The following is a 17237-nucleotide window of genomic DNA, read 5'->3' as shown; positions in this document are numbered from 1 at the left end:
AACTGTTTCTATTTTATAAACTATTATTTGGTTGCGGTTTAATAACTGGTTTTAAACTGTCTTTCACAACAGTCAAACTATCTGCAACTGGTGCGGCCTCTATTACCGGGACTGGTGCAGTGTATCTTTTTATTTTTTGCTGAATTAAAACGGCATCGTTCAAAACAAAAGGTGTCGGCATCATCCAGTCTGCTCTGGGTTTTACTTTGAATAACGGATTGGTCATCAAATCAAAAGAACTTTCAATTAAATCCATATCAAAAATAGAAGATTTATTGATGTAGAATTCCATTATAAGTGGTTCATTACCTACAACATAATAACATAAAATTTTCATTCCATCTCTTTCCAGACGATTTCCTTTTTGGTCTGAAGTTGAAACTCCATTTGCTTTAAAGTTAAAGAAAGTCATTTTAGGATGAGCGAAAATATCGTAACGATTTACTTTTCGATTCGGTGTAATTTGAATTTTCATATAACGATTGTTACCCACAACACTGTCCTTAAGGAAAGTGATTGTTGGTTTTGGAACATCAACGACTGGCGCGATAGCGCTATAAGTAAAGCCTGAATCGTATTTGCTGGCAAGTGGTAGTGCATTTAAACCAACTGCTTTTTGATTTTTTTCGCCTAAATACGTTTTTGTCCATTCGTCAAGTTTTACATCATATGTAGTCCAAACAGCAGAATTTGTATTGGCGTTGTAAACATAAACTAAACTGTTCGATTTTGCTTTTCCGTGCTCGTAGCCAGAATGGTACCCTGCGTAAATAAAAAAGCCAATTGATACAATAAAAAAGAATGCAGCCCATGCCCCTTTTCGAATAAAGCCTCCGAAAATTGGAAGTAATAACCCAAAAAGTAAAACGGTAAGAATGGCACTTCCAAAAAGAATTTTTAAACCTAAGCCAATTGGAAACATTACAATAAATGGCGCTACAATTATAAGTGCCGGAAGTGTAAATAGTAAATTTAAACCTAAGCTATAATGCTGTGTAATAACGAAAATTCCAAATAAGAAGATTCCAAAATAAACCGGAATAATCAGAAACCCTGCGCCGGTCAAACTATTCGCCAAAAACATATTGATAATAATCCATAGTAGCAAAGGCGCTACAAAATGATTCATCGCAGTTTTTGTTTCTGAAAAATTATGATAAAAAGCAAAACAGATAGCAATGCTTAAAGTTACAAAAGCTCCAATGTAAGCATGTCCATTGTAGGTAAAGCCATTAAGTAAATCCGAATATTGCGGGTAGATCTGTAAAACAATTTTCCATCCTAAAAAAGTTACCAAACCTGCAATGATTAAAGCCCCTAAGAATGGAACAAAACCTTTAAAAATTTCTCTGAAAGTGATTACTCGTTTGGCTTTTCCAATAAAAATAAAAAGAATTAGTAATCCGAGAGCTATTACAGTCATTGGGAAAACCCAGGTAAACGGATAGCTTATAAAGGAGAACGGAATGCTAAAATAAACATCGTCTTCCGTTGAATTTGTTGCATTTAAATCGATGTTTGAAAAATATTTTAATAAAGGCATCAAATATGTTCCCTGATGCGCTAAGGTCATTTTGTTTAAATGCTGAACATCATCTTGTTGGGTATGATAATTATAATGTCCGTCTATAAAAGCAAAATTAAAGCCCTGAATGTTTCCTTGTTCTCTAAAAACAGTTAGATCAGTATCATTTGGGAGCATTTTGTAAATGCTGTACATCAATGAATTTGAAACCGGATATTTGGTTTTTGCGTTTGAAAATTCTCTTACTAGCGCTTCATTTCCTTTGTTGGTTTCCATCAGCATATAACTTGGCCCTGATGATCCTCTGGCTTCAAAATTAATAACCAGTCCTACGTCTTTTGCCCACGGATGTTTGTTTACAAAAAGTGCAGCACCGTTTAATCCCAATTCTTCAGCATCTGAAAAAAGAATTATAATATCGTTTTTTTGTGGTTGCTTTGAGTACATAAAGGCACGAATACCTTCGAGAATCGTTGCTACGCCTGAAGCATCATCACTTGCTCCTTTTGAAAAGGAATGCGGCGCACTGTCATAATGGGATAATAATAAAAGAGCTTTGGAGTTGTTGGTTCCCTTTAGACGGGCCAGAATATTTTTAGACTTTACTAGAAGCCCCTTATCGTTTAGTGTAAATCCTTCCTGAACAGAAGTCTCCAAACCAATTCGGTTCAATTCAAGTTTAAGGTAGTTTGCTACTAATTCGTGATTAGTTGATCCCACATAATGTGGTTTTTGAGCAATAATTTCGACTTGGTTTAATGCCCTTTCGGTCGAAAATTCAGCAAGAGCTTCCTCTTCTTTCGAACTCCATTGCGGCATCATGGTAGCGTAAATAATACCAAGAATTGCTAAGATGCAGACTACGGCAAGAATTGAGGTGGGGTTTTTTTTCATGATGAATAAGTACTAAATTTCTTTTTTAACAAGCATAAAATAATCATTGTCCAAAGATCTGTATCCCTGGTCATACAGGAAATAGTAGGTATTGCCTGTTTTGGTGTGCAAGATATTGGTAAAGAAATCAAAATCAAAACCTTTATTGATCATTTTATCCCTTGTTGCTTTTGATTTTCCTTCCGTGTTTAACTCGGCCAAAATACGGTAATTTTTCCGTAATTTGTTGTTTACATTTCGCATGAAATTAGTGCTGTCCTTATTTATTTTATTGTTGAAGGCATTGCGACAGCTATCTGAACAAAATTTTTTGTCTTCACGACCTACAATTTTTTCAGAACATTCGAGGCAGGTTTTCATTGTTCAATTTTTTTAATTTCATATAAATCGTGTCGTCTGTCTTTTAAAATTCGTACACTTCCATGTTCGTGAAGTTGTTTTAACAGGTTCAAATCAACATCCACAATAAGTGTCATTTCGGTGTTTGGGGTTGCTTCGGCTTTAATTCCATTGCTTGGAAAAGCAAAATCAGATGGTGTAAAAACAGATGCCTGTGCATACTGAATATCCATATTGTTCACTTTTGGTAAATTACCCACACATCCGGCAATAGCAACATAACATTCGTTTTCTATTGCACGTGCCTGTGAACAATGCTTTACGCGTGTATAGGCATTTTGAGTATCGGTTAAAAAAGGAACAAAGAGAATATTCATACCTTCATTTGCCATAATTCTGGAAAGCTCAGGAAACTCAACATCGTAGCAAATCAGGATTCCAATTTTACCGCAATCGGTATCAAAGGTTTTAAACTGCGATCCGCCTTTCATTCCCCAATGTTGCACTTCGTTTGGAGTAACATGAATTTTGGTATACATTTCTGAAGTTCCGTCTCGTTTACATAAAAAGCCAACATTAAAGAGATTATTGTTGTCTAAATAAGGCATACTTCCGGTAATGATATTGATGTTGTACGAAATAGCAAATTCCTGAAAACGTTTTCTGATAGGATCAGAATAGCGTGCCAATTCACGAATGGCTTCGGCTTCTGATAAATGATTATAATCTGCCATCAGGGGAGCGATGAAAAGCTCTGGAAAGAGAGCAAAATCGGCACCATAACCAGAAACAACATCTATAAAAAATTCTGCCTGCTCAAAAAATTCTTCAATATTATTCAATTGACGCATTTGCCACTGAATTAATCCTAATCTGATTACACTTTTTTCCAGATTGATTAGTTTCGGACTTTCGTCATAATAGACGTTATTCCATTCAAGTAAAACCGCAAATTCTTTAGATTCTTCATCGCCTTCCAGGTAATTTTTGATAATTCTCAAAACGTGAAAGTCATTGCTCAACTGAAAAGAAAGTACAGGATCATGCAATTCTTTATGTTTGACCTTATCAATATAGTTTTTTGGAGTAAGTTTTTTGGAGTGTTGTGCATAATTCGGAATTCTGCCGGCAAAAACAATAGCTTTTAAGTTTAGCTGCTCACAAAGTTCTTTACGAGCATCATATAAACGGCGTCCCAATCGCAAACCACGATAATGCGGATGAATGAAAACGTCTATACCGTACAAAATTTCGCCATCTGGATTATGGGTTGAAAAAGTATAGTCTCCGATGATTTGTCTGTAATTATGTCTTTTGTCTACCAATTTTTCATCAACGATTAACGATAATGCTGATCCGACAACAATTCCATCTACTAAAATAACCAATTGACCTTCTGGAAATATAGAAAGTAATTTTTCGATATCATTTTCTTGCCAATATGAATTCGCCATTTCAGGATAGGAAACAATCATAGAGTTTTTTAACTGTTTATAATCGTCTAATTCTAAATTTCGTAATTCAACTTTATTAATTTGTGCCTGCATATAAGTAAGATTTATCTCAAATATACGAAAACATTTCCATTTACAAACGTTTACAAATAGTTACAACCGAAAGTAAATAGTTGCCAACCGACTATTTGTGAAAGCTGTTCCATCTTTGCACTGTTGAATTTGATAAACGAATTCAATTTTATAAGAACATTTAAAAAATATACGCCATGAATGCAATGAAAAACAGAGTACAATTAATTGGTAACGTAGGAAACGACCCTGAAATCAAAACCTTAGAAAATGGAAAAAAATTAGCACATTTAACTGTTGCCACAAACGATCGTTACACCAACGATAAAGGTGAAAAAGTAGAGCAAACAGAATGGCATCGTGTAACAGCCTGGGGAAAGACAGCTGAAATTATCGAAAAATATGTGGTAAAAGGCAAAGAGGTTGCCATTGAAGGAAAACTAACCCACAGAAGTTATGATGATAAAAACGGAGAGAAGAAGTATATAACCGAAGTTGTTGTAAATGAAATATTGTTGTTAAGCAAGTAATACTACTTGCTCTGTGTAGTAAACCCGACAAGTTTTAAACCTGTCGGGTTTTGTATATAATTATAAAACCGAACTTCCATTTATATCTGTGGTTAGTATTTCGCTCATATAATCAAAAAAGGGTCTCATGTTTTTGAAGGTTTCCAGAGCCTGTTCTAAAAAATGCGGACTTAATACCTCATCATCTGTAAAACGTTTCATGACCAAAAATTGCTTGTAACGAAGTAAATCAATAGCTTCATGATTTACATCAAAGCCTTTTGGAGCTGTTTTGAGCTGTTCGCCCTGTAGGGGCCCGAAAGTATTGATGAAAGATTTTGAGTTTACTATTTTTTTCATCGATTCAGGATCATGGGCAAATTCGCTTCTTATGCGTTTTAAATCTGCAGCATTTGGTCCCCAAAATCCACCGGCTACAAAACTGTTTCCTTGTTCCAGATGAAAATAGTAACCACCACGTCTTGCCGCAGTCGCTCTGGTGTAACTTCCTCCCCAAAAAGTTTTAAAAGGCGTTTTATCTTTTGAGAATCGAATGTCGCGGTAAATCCTGTAAACACTTTTCTTTCCGGAAGCGGTTTCCAAAACATCGGTTTTAGAAAGTTCCTGAAGCAAAGCGCCTGCAAAGTTTTCAATATGATTGAGTTCTTTTAAGTAAGTGGGCTTATTGTCTTCAAACCAGGGTTTGTTATTATTTGTTTTAAGCTGGGACAAAAAATCAAGAGAGGATTTAGGTATCGTAATCTGGTTTTCCATAGTTAAATTTTGAAACGTTTTAATATCAAAAGAGGGGATCAACGCTAAATGTTGTGGAAAAACATAAAGAATAAATCTACTAATTATTTTTTACCACAGAGAACACAAAGATTTTATGTACGAATGCCGTAGAAAACACAGAGTTCACAAGGCTAGATCAATCCAAAGCTTTGCGGTAAATTTTTTTTGCTGATCCACAGCTTTCGTGTTGGTCCCAAAAGGGATCCGCAATTTAAACAAAAAACCCACCAAATTGTTGGTGGGTTTTGAATATATTGTTTAAGCAGTTTTTTTGAATAAATCAAACATAGGACAACGCGAGCAGCGTTTCTTTTCGCTCTTTTTGTATTTTTCACAACAAGAAGATTTACAGTTTTCTAACTTCTTAATGTTCTCAAGGATAGCTTTATTCTTCTTTTTCTTTTTATCCTTTTTTTTGTCCTTGTCTTTTTCTTTCTTGCTCAATTTTCCTCGGTATTATAAAACAGAGGCAAATATAAAAGAAATTTGTTATTTTTAAGTATTCTAAATAAACTTTAACTTTTTTATTTTGGATTGATAGCGATTGAACTCGTAACCGTTAACTGTTGAATATCACGATCAAACAAGTAAAGTCCACCTTTGTCATCGCCAATTAAGTTAATTTTATCTAAGATTGATTTAGCAGTAGCCTCTTCTTCGATTTGTTCCGATACATACCATTGTAAGAAATTATGTGTTGCATAATCTTTTTCTTCAAAAGTGATGTGAACCAATTCGTTAATAGATTCTGAAACAAAAATTTCATGGCTATAAAGCGCTTCAAACATTTCTTTAAATGTAGTATAGCTTGTTTTAGGTGCTTTTAGATCTGTAATTGTTGCATGTCCGCCACGCTCGTTAACATATTTAACCAGTTTCAGCATGTGCGCGCGCTCTTCGTCTGACTGTGTGTACATAAATTGAGCAATTCCCTCTAATCCGTGTACTTCAGCCCAACAAGCCATAGAAAGGTAGGTTTGCGAAGATTCTGCCTCTATGCGTATTTGCTTGTTTAAAGCTGATTCAATATTTTTCTTTAGCATAATATGTGTCTTTTTTGTAAAGTTAAAAAAAATAATCCATTCCGTTTTTTTGAAACCGCGAAACCTAAGACATTTGGATTAATTCTCAATAAATTTAAGGCGTTTTTAGAAAAGGCCTTTTGAAGGAGGATGGAGTTTTTATCTCATTTAGAAATGGGTCATCTGCATTAAATCCATCTTTGAATTTACGCATTATATATTGCTTAGAAGCACTATCATAATAACCAAGAATATAAAAATCTTTATATTTTATAATATTATTTAGAGTTATTTTTTTATTTGTGTTTAAAAAATAAAAGATATTATCCATGGCCAAAGGCTCAAGGTTTTCTTGCTTTATAAAACTGTAATTGGAATCAAAAACACTTTCAAAATAGACACTTTCAGTATGCATGCTACCAAAAGAATTATAAACAGCCGGAATAAGTGCTGCTATGTCAGGATCTAAATAGTCAAAATTCGGAAAGGCGTCCATTTCATTTATTTTTGGTGTTCCGCCAATTGTAAAGTAGGTCTTTTGATTATTTTTAAACACAGACAACCCAGGATCTAAGTAAGTAAGATGTTTTAGAAATTTTTTAGTCGTCTTCAACTCGCTTGGTTTTCGGCCTTCTCGCTGAATGAATAAAGGTGAGATTTTAAATTTAATAGTATCATTTTTTGATACTCTGATATTCTTCAGGTTCTCCCATGTATTATAATCTTTTACATCAAAGGAAAGTTCTTCTTCATTGGCTGTAACTTGATATAGTTTATCATCCTGAAAAAAAGAATTACTAAGCTTTCTGCCTTTTTCACTAATAGCTTGTGTGAAGTTTTTTTCTTTTATTTCCTCGGTCTCAATATTAAAGTCAAATATTTGCGTGCTTTTTGGATTATAGTCCAAGGTGAAGATCATTCGATTGGGTAATACGTATAGTTTCGTTTTTGCGGTACTCGTATACAAAGGATTGTATTCCGTTTCATCCATTTTTTCAATAGGATTTTCTCTGATAATCTCGGTAAAAGTTCGCAATTTTCCGTTTTTATCCTGAAAACGAAAAGCTGAAAAATCAAGTAACTTTTCTGCGACAGTTCCATTTTTAAAGGAATAGAGCATTAGTGCCTGATCATCAAGATCTTTAGTGAGTATGTTGAAAGAGTCATTCTCCTGAAATTCTGAAACAACATATTGTCTTGACGAGGCAAATTTGAAATATAAAATCCTGGATGTTTTGCTCTCCAGAAAGAATTTAACCGCTAAAATAATCTCAAAGTCTGGCGTTGACCAATAAAGGGTCGGGTTTCCGTCTTCACTGAAACTGTAACCAATTAAGGACTTATTATCTATGTTTTTTAATGGAGTAGTATACTTATCCTTTAAAAATAAGGAATTGCTGTATTGTAAAATGGAAAGGTTTTCATTGTTAGCAGCAAAAACAAATACCTCATGTGTTGCTTTATTTTCAACAGTTAATAATTGATTGGATCTGTTTGATTCTCTTATTTCCAATGGAGTAGAGTTCAGTACTGTCTGGCTGAACAATACCGATGTAGAGAAGAGAACAAATAAGAATATAATTTTTTTCACAAGTCTTTTAACCACAAAAAACATTCCAATTAATAAGGCAGATTATTTTGAATGATGAAAAGTACAAATTATTTCTGATAGATTCTAAGCTGATATATTGGCAAAATAAAATAAGCCCTAAATTTCTTCAGGGCTAAATTTTAAAAAAAAAGTAACGTTTATTTTACTTTGAAAGTAACTCTTCTAGCTAATCTTCTAGCTTCTTCCGAATCTTTTTGGATAGAAGTATCGGCACCTTCTGCAACTACATTTAATCTTGATGATGCAATTCCGGCTTTTTCAAAAATGGTTTTAACATTCGTAGCGCGTGCATTTGATAATTTACTATTATATTCTGAAGAACCAACCTGATCAGCATAACCAAGGATATCAAGAGTAGCCGATGGATTTTTTCTTAAATAAGATAAAACAACATCAATAGCAGCAGTTGAATTTTCGATTGGAGTTGATTTATTGAAATCAAAATAAACACTATAGTATTTGTCGTTGATCATTTCTTTGACAACATCTTTGTCATTAACTATCGTAGTGGTTACTGGTTTTTCTACAATTACTTGTTTTTCAGGTATTGTTTTAACTAATGTTTCCAGATCGGCTACTTTACTTTCTAATGCAGCGATATCAGCATTTTCTGAAATTACGATCCAGTCGGCATGTTTTGCATTTTTTCCTAAGTAAACATTTAAACCAATTGTACCATTAAAAAGAATTCCTGAAAATCCTCTATTGCCAGGAGCAGCAGCACCATCAAAAGTAAGGTCTTGTGAAGCATTGAAAATAGTAGAAAAATCTGCTGTTAAGGCAATTCTGTTGGATAGTTTTATTTGTCCGGTAATACCCGTAATAAAGTTCCCCATTCTGTCTTTTACATGCAGATCTTTATTTTCTAACTGCGCAACACCAAAACCAGCATGTCCTAATAAACCAATTATATTGGTCCAGGTTTCAAAATTCATGATGCGGCCTAAATTAGCGACTGCCTGCAAATCTGCTCTATAATATTTTGAATCAAAATCTAAAGAGTTGTTTTTATTGGTTAAGCTATTATAACCAAAATCAGCTTTTAAACCGAATTTGTTGTTAAACATATAACGAACTCCAAGATCACCAACCCATGGACTTGGTGTACTTGTAAAATAATTATCCGAAAATGGTTTTTGAGGTTTGTTTACACCTCCGGCTAATTCCACAGACCATTTATTATACTTGGTTGTAGTGTTTTCTGTTTGTGCTTTTGCATGAAGTATACTTAATGCAAATGCCAGAGTAATTACAATTTTTTTCATTGTATTTGAGATTTTAAATTTTTCCCAAACCAACAATTATTTGTAAGAATTACTTTCTGCTAAAAGTTCAAAACGTATTAAAATAAGGTTTATTAGGTAAGATGAACATTAAGAATTCATTAGCTCTTGAAAAGTGTCAACGAATTGCCCAACGTGTAAACCATCCATTAAACCATGATGCACATGCACTGACATAACAATGGTTCTTTTACCGGATTCAGAAGTCATCATTTTGCCAAATGAAATTTTAGGACAGCTATCCGGGAAAGTATAACTTCTTGCATGAGAAAGCGATGTGAAATTTAGCCACGGAATAGCAGAAAAATGAATCACATTGTCATCGTCAAAAGATCTTGTAAAAAGGCCTGTTGTATTTTGAATACGCTCTATTTCTGCTAAAGCCGTTTTTTCAAAAAATTTAAAATCAGCATTGTATTCAATTAAAGAAAATCCAAAAGTACCATCTTCACGACCAATTGTTGCCGAGGCATCAACACGATCGTTAATGTAGATTTTGCCATCTGAAATCCGATATTTAAAATTCTCAATTGTGTTTACAGCAACTAATGTTTTATGTAAATAGTAAATGAAAAAAGAAGCCTTAAGACTTTTTGCCGTTTGATAGGCTTTGGTACAATCAATTTCAACGGTTGCGCCAAAAAAAGGCTCTTCCATTCGGCTAAAATGCGCGAAATGTTCTTTTTTATTCCAGTTTTCTAAGTCTAAAAGTGTTTTCATTACAATAAATTAGGGAGCACTTCAGATATTTTTTCGAAAGAACTAAAATGATTATGCTCTACTTTATGATTAATTTTCTCGTGTTCCCAGGTAGTATGAAACGGAATATGAACGGCGTAACCACCAATTTCTAAAACCGGTAATACATCGGATTTTAAAGAATTCCCAATCATTAAAAATTCACTAGCCTGAATGTCTAAACGACCCAATAATTTTTCATAATCAATCGTCTGTTTGTCAGACATCACTTCGATATGGTGAAAATAATGACCTAAACCCGAACGATGTAATTTACTGTGTTGATCTTTTAAATCGCCTTTTGTAGCCACAACCAATTTGTATTTTCCATGTAAAGCCTGTAAAGTTTCTTCAATTCCGTCAAGAAGTTCAATAGGTTTTTCAAGTAATTCTTTTCCATATTGAATGATTTTTTCAATGACTTCTATCGGAATCGTATTGTTAGAAATATTCATTGCCGCTTCAATCATCGATAGAATATAACCTTTGATTCCGTAACCATACAAAGGTAAATTGGCAATTTCAATTTTGAATAATTCCTGCGAAATACCCTGATGCGAAAGATAATCTTCCATCAAAGCACAAAATTTATGCTCCGTTTCCTGAAAATAAGGTTCGTTTACAAATAAGGTATCATCTGCATCAAATGCAATTACTTTTAAATTGGGTATTTTGTTTTTATCTAACATGGTTTTTTGTTTCAGGTTTATTTTTTGTTTCAGGTTTCAGGTTTTTTGCCACAGATTAAAATGATTTTAAAGATTCTTTTAAAATCTGCGAAGATCTGCTTTAATCCGTGTCATCCGTGTGCCATTTCTTAGCCCTTAGAAAATAGTCTTTTTGACGAAATAGTCTTGTCGTAAAAAGTAATTCTAATTCCGAAAAGCAAAATGATCCCACCGAAAACCATCTGTAAAGTTATTTGTTCTTCTAAAAACAACCAAGCTAATATTGAAGTTATTACAGCCTGACTTAATAAACTCAGCGAAACTCTGGTCGCGCGCATGTGTTGCGTCGCATAACTGATCGACAGCCAGGCACACAATTGACAAATTACAGCTTGTAAAACCAACACAAACCAACCGGTATTTGAGAATCCGGTAAAAGGCTGATTCAGCGAATAACAAAGAATTCCCAAATAAACACTAGAGGCCAATAAACTAATGGTCATAAAAGATAAGACATCAGCTTCTGAAAGTACATTTTTGCTGACCAAAAGATAAATTGAATATAGAATTCCGGATAAAACCGCAAACAAGAAAGCCTGATCAAAATTCAATTCCATAAAAAAGCTAAAGCCAACCAAAGTTACCATTCCGAATAAAGAAACAATTGTTCCAATCCAGAAATTAGTCGCCGGTCTCACTTTCAAAAAGAAGAAAGAACCAATTCCGACCCAAAGCGGTGATAAATTCGTCAGCAAAGAAGCCTGAGTCGCGCTAGAATCCTGAATGGCGATATTCCAAACCGCAACATCAGAAGAAAATAAAACACCGCAAAGGATTGCCAAAAGAAGCATTTTAGTTTTTGGAAGTTTAAAGCTTTTGGTAATCAGTACATACGGCAAAAGCAAAATGACCGCAAAAAACATGCGATAAAAAGCCGAGATTAATCCCGGTGCTAATTTCAGTTTAACCAATATCGGGAAGATGGAAATACAAAGTATCCCGCAAATTAAGGCTAATCTTGGTTTGGTGAGTTTCATTGTTTATCTGTTTTTCGTGCCTGATCGGTTACAATTTACTGAATCTAAAGCAATTTTTAAAAGAAAAAAATCCCGAGTTTTAAGTCGGGAAGTGATTTTTTAATCAGCAAATTTTCTGATGACATACTCTTTGGCCTTATTGTCGTAATAACCTAAATAGTAATTAGCATCCATTTTAAATAATGTCTGCGATGAAACATCAGTATTGTCATCAAAAAAGGTTCTGATTTTGTCGAAGGCCAAAGGCTTCAGCTCTTTTTCGACGTGATTATTATCCTCATCAAACAGACATTCTATTTTGACCACTTTTCGGTTTGAATAGGAATTAAAACTTTCCATTGTTGGATTATAATAAGTAATTGCAATTGCTGCGGCAGCACCAACTAGACCAAAGGCACTTAACGCGACTTGCGGGCCAGATTGCTTTATTTCAGAAACACTACCAAGTGTAATCAGAGTATTTTCTCCAATATGATAACAAGAAATTCCAGAATATAAATTGTTTATTTTTCGAATAAATTGTGAACTGTTTTCTAAAATTCTTTTTCCGCCAAAACTGCCACCTTCCTGATAGATTTCTGAGTTTTTAAAAGCAATTGCTGTATCTGGAGTAACATGATATTCTTTAATTGTATTTCCGTCAAGATCTTTTATGGTAAAGAAAAAGGAGTCTGATGAGCTTTTTATCTGATATAATTTATTATCAAAGTAAAATGAATTTGAGTTCAGACTAGATCGATAAACAATTGGAATTGTCGGTTTGTTGATGATTTTTTCTGAAGCGACGAATTTTTTTAAATCAATTATAAGCATTTGAGTATAGTCAATATTACTATCAAGCGTTATGATTAATTCATTTTCTTTAAAATAACATTTTCTCTTTTTAGCACCATCGGCAATAGACGTTGGGTTTTCAATTCGAATATTTTGTAAAGAAAATGATGGTTCAAAAAAAGGAAGATTCTCTTCAAAAACACCATAAAGATTTGTTTTTGTATAATAACCTTTGAAGAAATGGAAATTGTTTAAATCAACTGTTTTTGTTTCGTATTTACCATTCTGATCGAAAATATGAAGATTAAAAATATTACTCTCCTTGAAAACCGTTAGGAGGTAGAATTTGTCTTTTGAACTAAAAGATTGCAGGTATTTTTCATTTTTCAGAGGAAGAGTATATTGACTTATAATAACTTTTCGAGAGTTAAAATCGTATAATTGAGAGAAAATTTGTTTGTGATCGCTAGAGGACCAGTATAATCTTGTATTAGCAGCATTGGTATTGTAACCAATCATGTCATCATATTTATTTTTATCAGGTCTTTCGCTGGAGATGCTATCGATAATGTGCATTTTTTCATTTAGCAATACGGCTTTGACTTTTTCCTTGTCACTAATGAATAATGTGGTTTCTTTTTTATCATTATTTACGATTTGAAAAACATCTCTGTTTTTTTTTAATGCAACAGAAGTATAATTTACTACTTCTTGTGAAAATGAGATGAAACTACTTAAGGATAGAGCGATTATGAGTGCTTTTTTTAACATTTTAGGGCTGATCAATTTTATTTTAATTGGTGAATGTTTTATTTTTCTTTTAGTAGAAAAAATAAGAATGTTATTTTAAATCAAAAAGCGTGAATCAATTAAATTCTTAATCGATTCACGCCATTTTATAGTAGTATAAAACTTTAGTTTACCGTTTCTCCATTAGGAGCATCAGCATCCGGATTGATAAAAACCAATTTCCCTTCAGCATTTGTAGTCATCAAGATCATTCCCTGACTTTCTACACCACGTAAAGCTCTTGGAGCTAAGTTTGCTAATACAGAAACACGTTTTCCGATAATTTCTTCCGGAGAAAAGCTTTCAGCAATTCCAGAAACGATAGTACGAATGTCAATTCCGGTGTCTACTTTAAGAACTAAGAGTTTATTCGCTTTTGGCATTTTTTCTGCTTCCAGAATAGTTCCAACACGAATGTCCATTTTAGCGAAATCCTCAAACTGAATCAAGTCTTTTTGTGGTTCCGGTTGTTTGCTTTCTGCAAGATTGGCTGTTTTTGTAGCTTCCAATTTATCTATTTGTTTTTGTATTTCTTCGTCTTCTATTTTAGCGAAAAGCAATTCTGCTTCACCAATTTTGTGTCCTGCCGGAATTAAATCTGAATTTTCAGCAATATCATTCCAACCTAGTACTTTATCAATAATGATGTCTTTTGCATCACGATTCTTCTCTTTAAGAAATTTACTAAATCCTTCAAAATGCTCTTTAAGATCACTTAAATTCAGGATTTTAGAAAGTTTAGCCGATGTAAAAGGTAAAAACGGTTCAGCCAAAACGCTCAAAGCAGTAGCAATTTGCAAGGCTACATACATTTGCGTTTTTACACGCTCCGGATTGTCTTTCATTACTTTCCATGGCTCTTCGTCTGCCAAATACTTATTACCTAAACGGGCCACATTCATTAATTCTCCCAAAGCTTCGCGGAATCTATAACGTTCCACTGAACTTGAAATTACAGCCGGATATGCTTTTAATTCGGCTAAAGTTTGTTCGTCAACTTCTGAAAATTCATTTGGCGTCGGAATAACTCCTTCGTAATATTTGTTGGTTAAAACCACAACACGATTAATGAAGTTCCCGAAAATCGCAACTAATTCGTTGTTATTTCTTGCCTGGAAATCTTTCCACGTAAAGTCGTTATCCTTGGTTTCTGGAGCGTTTGAAGTTAATGCATAACGCAAAACGTCTTGTTTCTCTGGAAATTCTTCTAAATATTCGTGTAACCAAACCGCCCAGTTTTTAGAAGTCGAAAGTTTGTTTCCTTCCAGATTCAAAAACTCATTTGCCGGAACATTGTCAGGTAAAATATAGCTTCCTTCGGCTTTTAACATCGCAGGGAAAATAATACAGTGAAAAACGATATTGTCTTTCCCTATAAAGTGAACCAATTTCGTTTCTTCATCTTTCCAGTATGGTTCCCAGTCTTTTCCTTCGCGTGCCGCCCATTCTTTCGTAGACGAAATGTATCCGATAGGCGCATCAAACCAAACGTATAATTTTTTTCCTTCGGCACCTTCAACGGGAACATCAATTCCCCAGTCAAGGTCACGCGTTACCGCACGAGGCTCTAATCCGCCGTCAACCCAAGATTTAACTTGTCCGTAAACATTCGGTTTCCAGTCGTTTTTATGTCCAACCAAAATCCATTCTGTTAGGAAATCAGTGTATCTGTCTAAAGGTAAAAACCAGTGTTTTGTTTCTTTTAAAATTGGAGTTTCTCCCGTAATCGTCGATTTTGGATTGATCAAATCGGTAGCATTCAAAGTCGATCCGCAATTTTCGCACTGATCTCCATAAGCTCCGTCATTGCCACATTTTGGACAAGTTCCCACAACAAAACGATCCGCTAAAAACTGATCTGCTTTTGCATCATACAATTGCTCTGTTGTTTCTTCAATAAAATCGCCATTATCATACAAAGTCCTGAAGAATTCCTGAGCCGTATCATGATGAATTTTAGCCGAAGTACGAGAATAATTATCAAATGAAATTCCGAAATCAGCAAATGATTTTCTTATAATTCCATCGTATTTATCAATAACTTCTTGTGGTGTAATTCCTTCTTTTTTGGCTTTCATCGAAATTGCAACGCCATGTTCATCGCTTCCGCAGATAAATGCAACATCTTTTCCTTGTAATCTTAAATATCTAGAATATATATCTGCAGGCACGTAAACCCCCGCCAAATGCCCAATATGAATAGGTCCGTTGGTGTAAGGCAAGGCTGCCGTAATAGTATATCTCTTTGGATTCTGTATCATAACTCAATTTTATTGAGTGCAAAAATAAGCAATAGAATTGAGATTTTGTTATTACACTGAGATTCGCAAGCAATTTCACAGAGATTCGAGGAATTTTTTTAATCTCGCAAAGTCGCGAAGGCGCAAAGTTTAATTTAAAGCCAACGATTAATCGCATTGTTTGTCATTTCGACGAAGGAGAAATCCTCGCAAGTAACTCCGCATCGAGAATCGAATCTTTGTCGAGCTTCTAACGAGGATTTCTCCTTCGTCGAAATGACAAGGTTCTGTAAATACAATTATTTTTCTTTTAGAAAAATGCTCAATTCGTCCGATAATCAGGCTTAGTTATTCGATTTATTTGAAATAATTTTCAAACTCAGCAGGCAGTTTGTTTATTGGTTTTATTTTGATGTCTTTATAGTAAACTTCACCCGCTTCGCTTTGCAATTGTATTTTTCCTTCGGTTAAAGGCATAAATTTTTCACCATCAAAATAACGGGAATTTTGCAAAACCATGACTACTTTTCCGTTGATGATATGAAGACTTTTTCCTTCAAAACAAACTAATTCTATTTCTGTCCAACCGTTATTTGGTGTTTCAGCTCGCATTTTTCGCAAGCAAAACCCTGTATTTTCAGTATGTGTCCCAAACGGAATAAATTGCTGATCCTCATCGGCTACGGCACTCATGCTTCCTTCCGGAATATAAGCTTTGATGTCAATAGCCGAATTAGCAATATTCCAGTAATCGCCAAAATGGCCTTCCATTATTTGAAATTCTTGTGACAACATCCAGGCACGCCAGTAATCTACGCCCGCTTTTCCCTGCGAATGATACAGCACACCGGCATCCATCAATTTTTCGGTTCTGGGTTCCCATTTTTTAGTTCCAAACTTAACTTTTAGCTTCAGGCGATAGTTTTTAAAATCTTCTTTGGTAAAGACACAACCATAATATTCCCCGGAAACTTTAAGTACAGGTTCATTGTTTTCCTGAATCACCGTGAACATATTGTTTACATTTTTATTGTAACCAATAGGCTCTATTTCTTTTCCATTAGCATCCGTTGGGATTTTGCCGGAATATCCGTTCTGGTGTTTGTAACTTAGATACATATCCCATTTGCTAAGGCCGTTGTCCAGTAAATTTATCCAGCCGTCTTCAAATGAGTTTGTTTTGATCGTTGCAGAGGTGAGGCTAAAAAGAAAAGCAAATGCTATTAGAATGGAATATTTTTTCATAAGTGGTTGATAGTTTGGATAAAATGATTTCTCAAATCTACAAAATAATGTCTCAATGATATTGTTCTAATTAATTCAAAATCAGATGCCATTTCTTCAAGATGTCTTTCTGAAATAACCTCATTGTCGGTAAATCGTATGTGTCTAAAATTGAAAAAACTTGGTTTAAATAGAACCAGTTTAAACTACGTTTACCGCTTATAAATAAAGATATATTTTGCAACCTTTGCCCAAGAAAAAA

General features: G+C 34.2%; 15 protein-coding genes. 1 reads left to right on the top strand and 14 read right to left on the bottom strand.

Annotated features, from left to right (window positions below; genetic code table 11):
• Positions 1 to 13: 13 nt before the first annotated feature.
• From AC3ITQ_RS04455 to AC3ITQ_RS04445, 3 genes are read right to left on the bottom strand one after another with little or no spacing between them, the layout of a single operon-like run.
• Positions 14 to 2419 (bottom strand): M28 family peptidase, encoded by a 2406-nt coding sequence (locus AC3ITQ_RS04455; RefSeq protein ID WP_489236982.1) that lies wholly within the window; start codon positions 2417 to 2419, stop codon positions 14 to 16.
• 12 nt (positions 2420 to 2431) lie between these two features.
• Positions 2432 to 2779 carry a hypothetical protein gene (locus AC3ITQ_RS04450; RefSeq protein WP_026984200.1) on the bottom strand — a complete coding sequence of 116 codons (348 nt, stop codon included), beginning with the start codon at positions 2777 to 2779 and terminating at the stop codon, positions 2432 to 2434.
• Positions 2776 to 4305, bottom strand: a complete 1530-nt coding sequence (locus tag AC3ITQ_RS04445; RefSeq protein ID WP_489236981.1) for a carbon-nitrogen hydrolase family protein — start codon at positions 4303 to 4305, stop codon at positions 2776 to 2778. The genes AC3ITQ_RS04450 and AC3ITQ_RS04445 overlap by 4 nt, the downstream gene beginning before the upstream one ends.
• A 176-nt stretch (positions 4306 to 4481) precedes the next feature.
• Between AC3ITQ_RS04445 and AC3ITQ_RS04440 the strand changes: the two genes are divergently transcribed.
• On the top strand, positions 4482 to 4814 hold the full coding sequence (locus tag AC3ITQ_RS04440) for a single-stranded DNA-binding protein (RefSeq protein WP_489236980.1): 333 nt from the start codon (positions 4482 to 4484) through the stop codon (positions 4812 to 4814).
• A 60-nt stretch (positions 4815 to 4874) separates the two neighbouring features.
• Here AC3ITQ_RS04440 and AC3ITQ_RS04435 read toward each other — a convergent pair whose 3' ends face one another.
• The 11 genes from AC3ITQ_RS04435 to AC3ITQ_RS04385 form a co-directional block, all read right to left on the bottom strand.
• Positions 4875 to 5567, bottom strand: coding sequence for a DUF2461 domain-containing protein (locus AC3ITQ_RS04435; RefSeq protein ID WP_489236979.1), 693 nt, complete (start codon positions 5565 to 5567; stop codon positions 4875 to 4877).
• A 279-nt stretch (positions 5568 to 5846) separates the two neighbouring features.
• On the bottom strand, positions 5847 to 6032 hold the full coding sequence (locus AC3ITQ_RS04430; protein ID WP_026984196.1) for a hypothetical protein: 186 nt from the start codon (positions 6030 to 6032) through the stop codon (positions 5847 to 5849).
• A gap of 80 nt (positions 6033 to 6112) precedes the next feature.
• Positions 6113 to 6631 (bottom strand): ferritin, encoded by a 519-nt coding sequence (locus AC3ITQ_RS04425; RefSeq protein ID WP_056188711.1) that lies wholly within the window; start codon positions 6629 to 6631, stop codon positions 6113 to 6115.
• A 94-nt stretch (positions 6632 to 6725) separates the two neighbouring features.
• Entirely contained in the window at positions 6726 to 8201 is a 1476-nt protein-coding gene (locus AC3ITQ_RS04420) for a hypothetical protein (RefSeq protein WP_489236978.1), read from the bottom strand.
• Between the two features lie 158 nt (positions 8202 to 8359).
• A complete protein-coding gene (locus AC3ITQ_RS04415) occupies positions 8360 to 9487 on the bottom strand; it encodes an OmpA family protein (protein ID WP_489236977.1) in 1128 nt (375 codons plus the stop codon).
• Between the two features lie 108 nt (positions 9488 to 9595).
• Positions 9596 to 10225 carry a CatA-like O-acetyltransferase gene (locus AC3ITQ_RS04410; RefSeq protein WP_489236976.1) on the bottom strand — a complete coding sequence of 210 codons (630 nt, stop codon included), beginning with the start codon at positions 10223 to 10225 and terminating at the stop codon, positions 9596 to 9598.
• Positions 10225 to 10932, bottom strand: a complete 708-nt coding sequence (locus AC3ITQ_RS04405) for an HAD family hydrolase (protein WP_489236975.1) — start codon at positions 10930 to 10932, stop codon at positions 10225 to 10227. The genes AC3ITQ_RS04410 and AC3ITQ_RS04405 overlap by 1 nt, the downstream gene beginning before the upstream one ends.
• 128 nt (positions 10933 to 11060) lie before the next feature.
• Positions 11061 to 11948 (bottom strand): DMT family transporter, encoded by an 888-nt coding sequence (locus tag AC3ITQ_RS04400; protein WP_489236974.1) that lies wholly within the window; start codon positions 11946 to 11948, stop codon positions 11061 to 11063.
• 99 nt (positions 11949 to 12047) lie between these two features.
• On the bottom strand, positions 12048 to 13493 hold the full coding sequence (locus tag AC3ITQ_RS04395; RefSeq protein ID WP_489236973.1) for a hypothetical protein: 1446 nt from the start codon (positions 13491 to 13493) through the stop codon (positions 12048 to 12050).
• 143 nt (positions 13494 to 13636) lie between these two features.
• Positions 13637 to 15772, bottom strand: a complete 2136-nt coding sequence (metG, locus tag AC3ITQ_RS04390) for a methionine--tRNA ligase (protein WP_489236972.1) — start codon at positions 15770 to 15772, stop codon at positions 13637 to 13639.
• Between the two features lie 336 nt (positions 15773 to 16108).
• Positions 16109 to 16996 carry a 3-keto-disaccharide hydrolase gene (locus tag AC3ITQ_RS04385; protein WP_489236971.1) on the bottom strand — a complete coding sequence of 296 codons (888 nt, stop codon included), beginning with the start codon at positions 16994 to 16996 and terminating at the stop codon, positions 16109 to 16111.
• Positions 16997 to 17237 lie beyond the last annotated feature (241 nt).

This window comes from Flavobacterium sp. KH_001 (assembly GCF_057840745.1).
The sequence above is the reverse complement of the archived record's forward strand: the minus strand, read 5'-3'. Positions and strand labels throughout refer to the sequence as shown.

Excerpts from the sequence above, each read along its gene's own strand:
- AC3ITQ_RS04455 (WP_489236982.1), bottom strand. The coding sequence starts at position 2,419 with ATGAAAAAAAACCCCACCTCAATTCTTGCCGTAGTCTGCATCTTAGCA.
- AC3ITQ_RS04450 (WP_026984200.1), bottom strand. The coding sequence starts at position 2,779 with ATGAAAACCTGCCTCGAATGTTCTGAAAAAATTGTAGGTCGTGAAGAC.
- AC3ITQ_RS04445 (WP_489236981.1), bottom strand. The coding sequence starts at position 4,305 with ATGCAGGCACAAATTAATAAAGTTGAATTACGAAATTTAGAATTAGAC.
- AC3ITQ_RS04440 (WP_489236980.1), top strand. The coding sequence starts at position 4,482 with ATGAATGCAATGAAAAACAGAGTACAATTAATTGGTAACGTAGGAAAC.
- AC3ITQ_RS04435 (WP_489236979.1), bottom strand. The coding sequence starts at position 5,567 with ATGGAAAACCAGATTACGATACCTAAATCCTCTCTTGATTTTTTGTCC.
- AC3ITQ_RS04425 (WP_056188711.1), bottom strand. The coding sequence starts at position 6,631 with ATGCTAAAGAAAAATATTGAATCAGCTTTAAACAAGCAAATACGCATA.
- AC3ITQ_RS04415 (WP_489236977.1), bottom strand. The coding sequence starts at position 9,487 with ATGAAAAAAATTGTAATTACTCTGGCATTTGCATTAAGTATACTTCAT.
- AC3ITQ_RS04410 (WP_489236976.1), bottom strand. The coding sequence starts at position 10,225 with ATGAAAACACTTTTAGACTTAGAAAACTGGAATAAAAAAGAACATTTC.
- AC3ITQ_RS04405 (WP_489236975.1), bottom strand. The coding sequence starts at position 10,932 with ATGTTAGATAAAAACAAAATACCCAATTTAAAAGTAATTGCATTTGAT.
- AC3ITQ_RS04400 (WP_489236974.1), bottom strand. The coding sequence starts at position 11,948 with ATGAAACTCACCAAACCAAGATTAGCCTTAATTTGCGGGATACTTTGT.
- AC3ITQ_RS04395 (WP_489236973.1), bottom strand. The coding sequence starts at position 13,493 with ATGTTAAAAAAAGCACTCATAATCGCTCTATCCTTAAGTAGTTTCATC.
- metG (WP_489236972.1), bottom strand. The coding sequence starts at position 15,772 with ATGATACAGAATCCAAAGAGATATACTATTACGGCAGCCTTGCCTTAC.
- AC3ITQ_RS04385 (WP_489236971.1), bottom strand. The coding sequence starts at position 16,996 with ATGAAAAAATATTCCATTCTAATAGCATTTGCTTTTCTTTTTAGCCTC.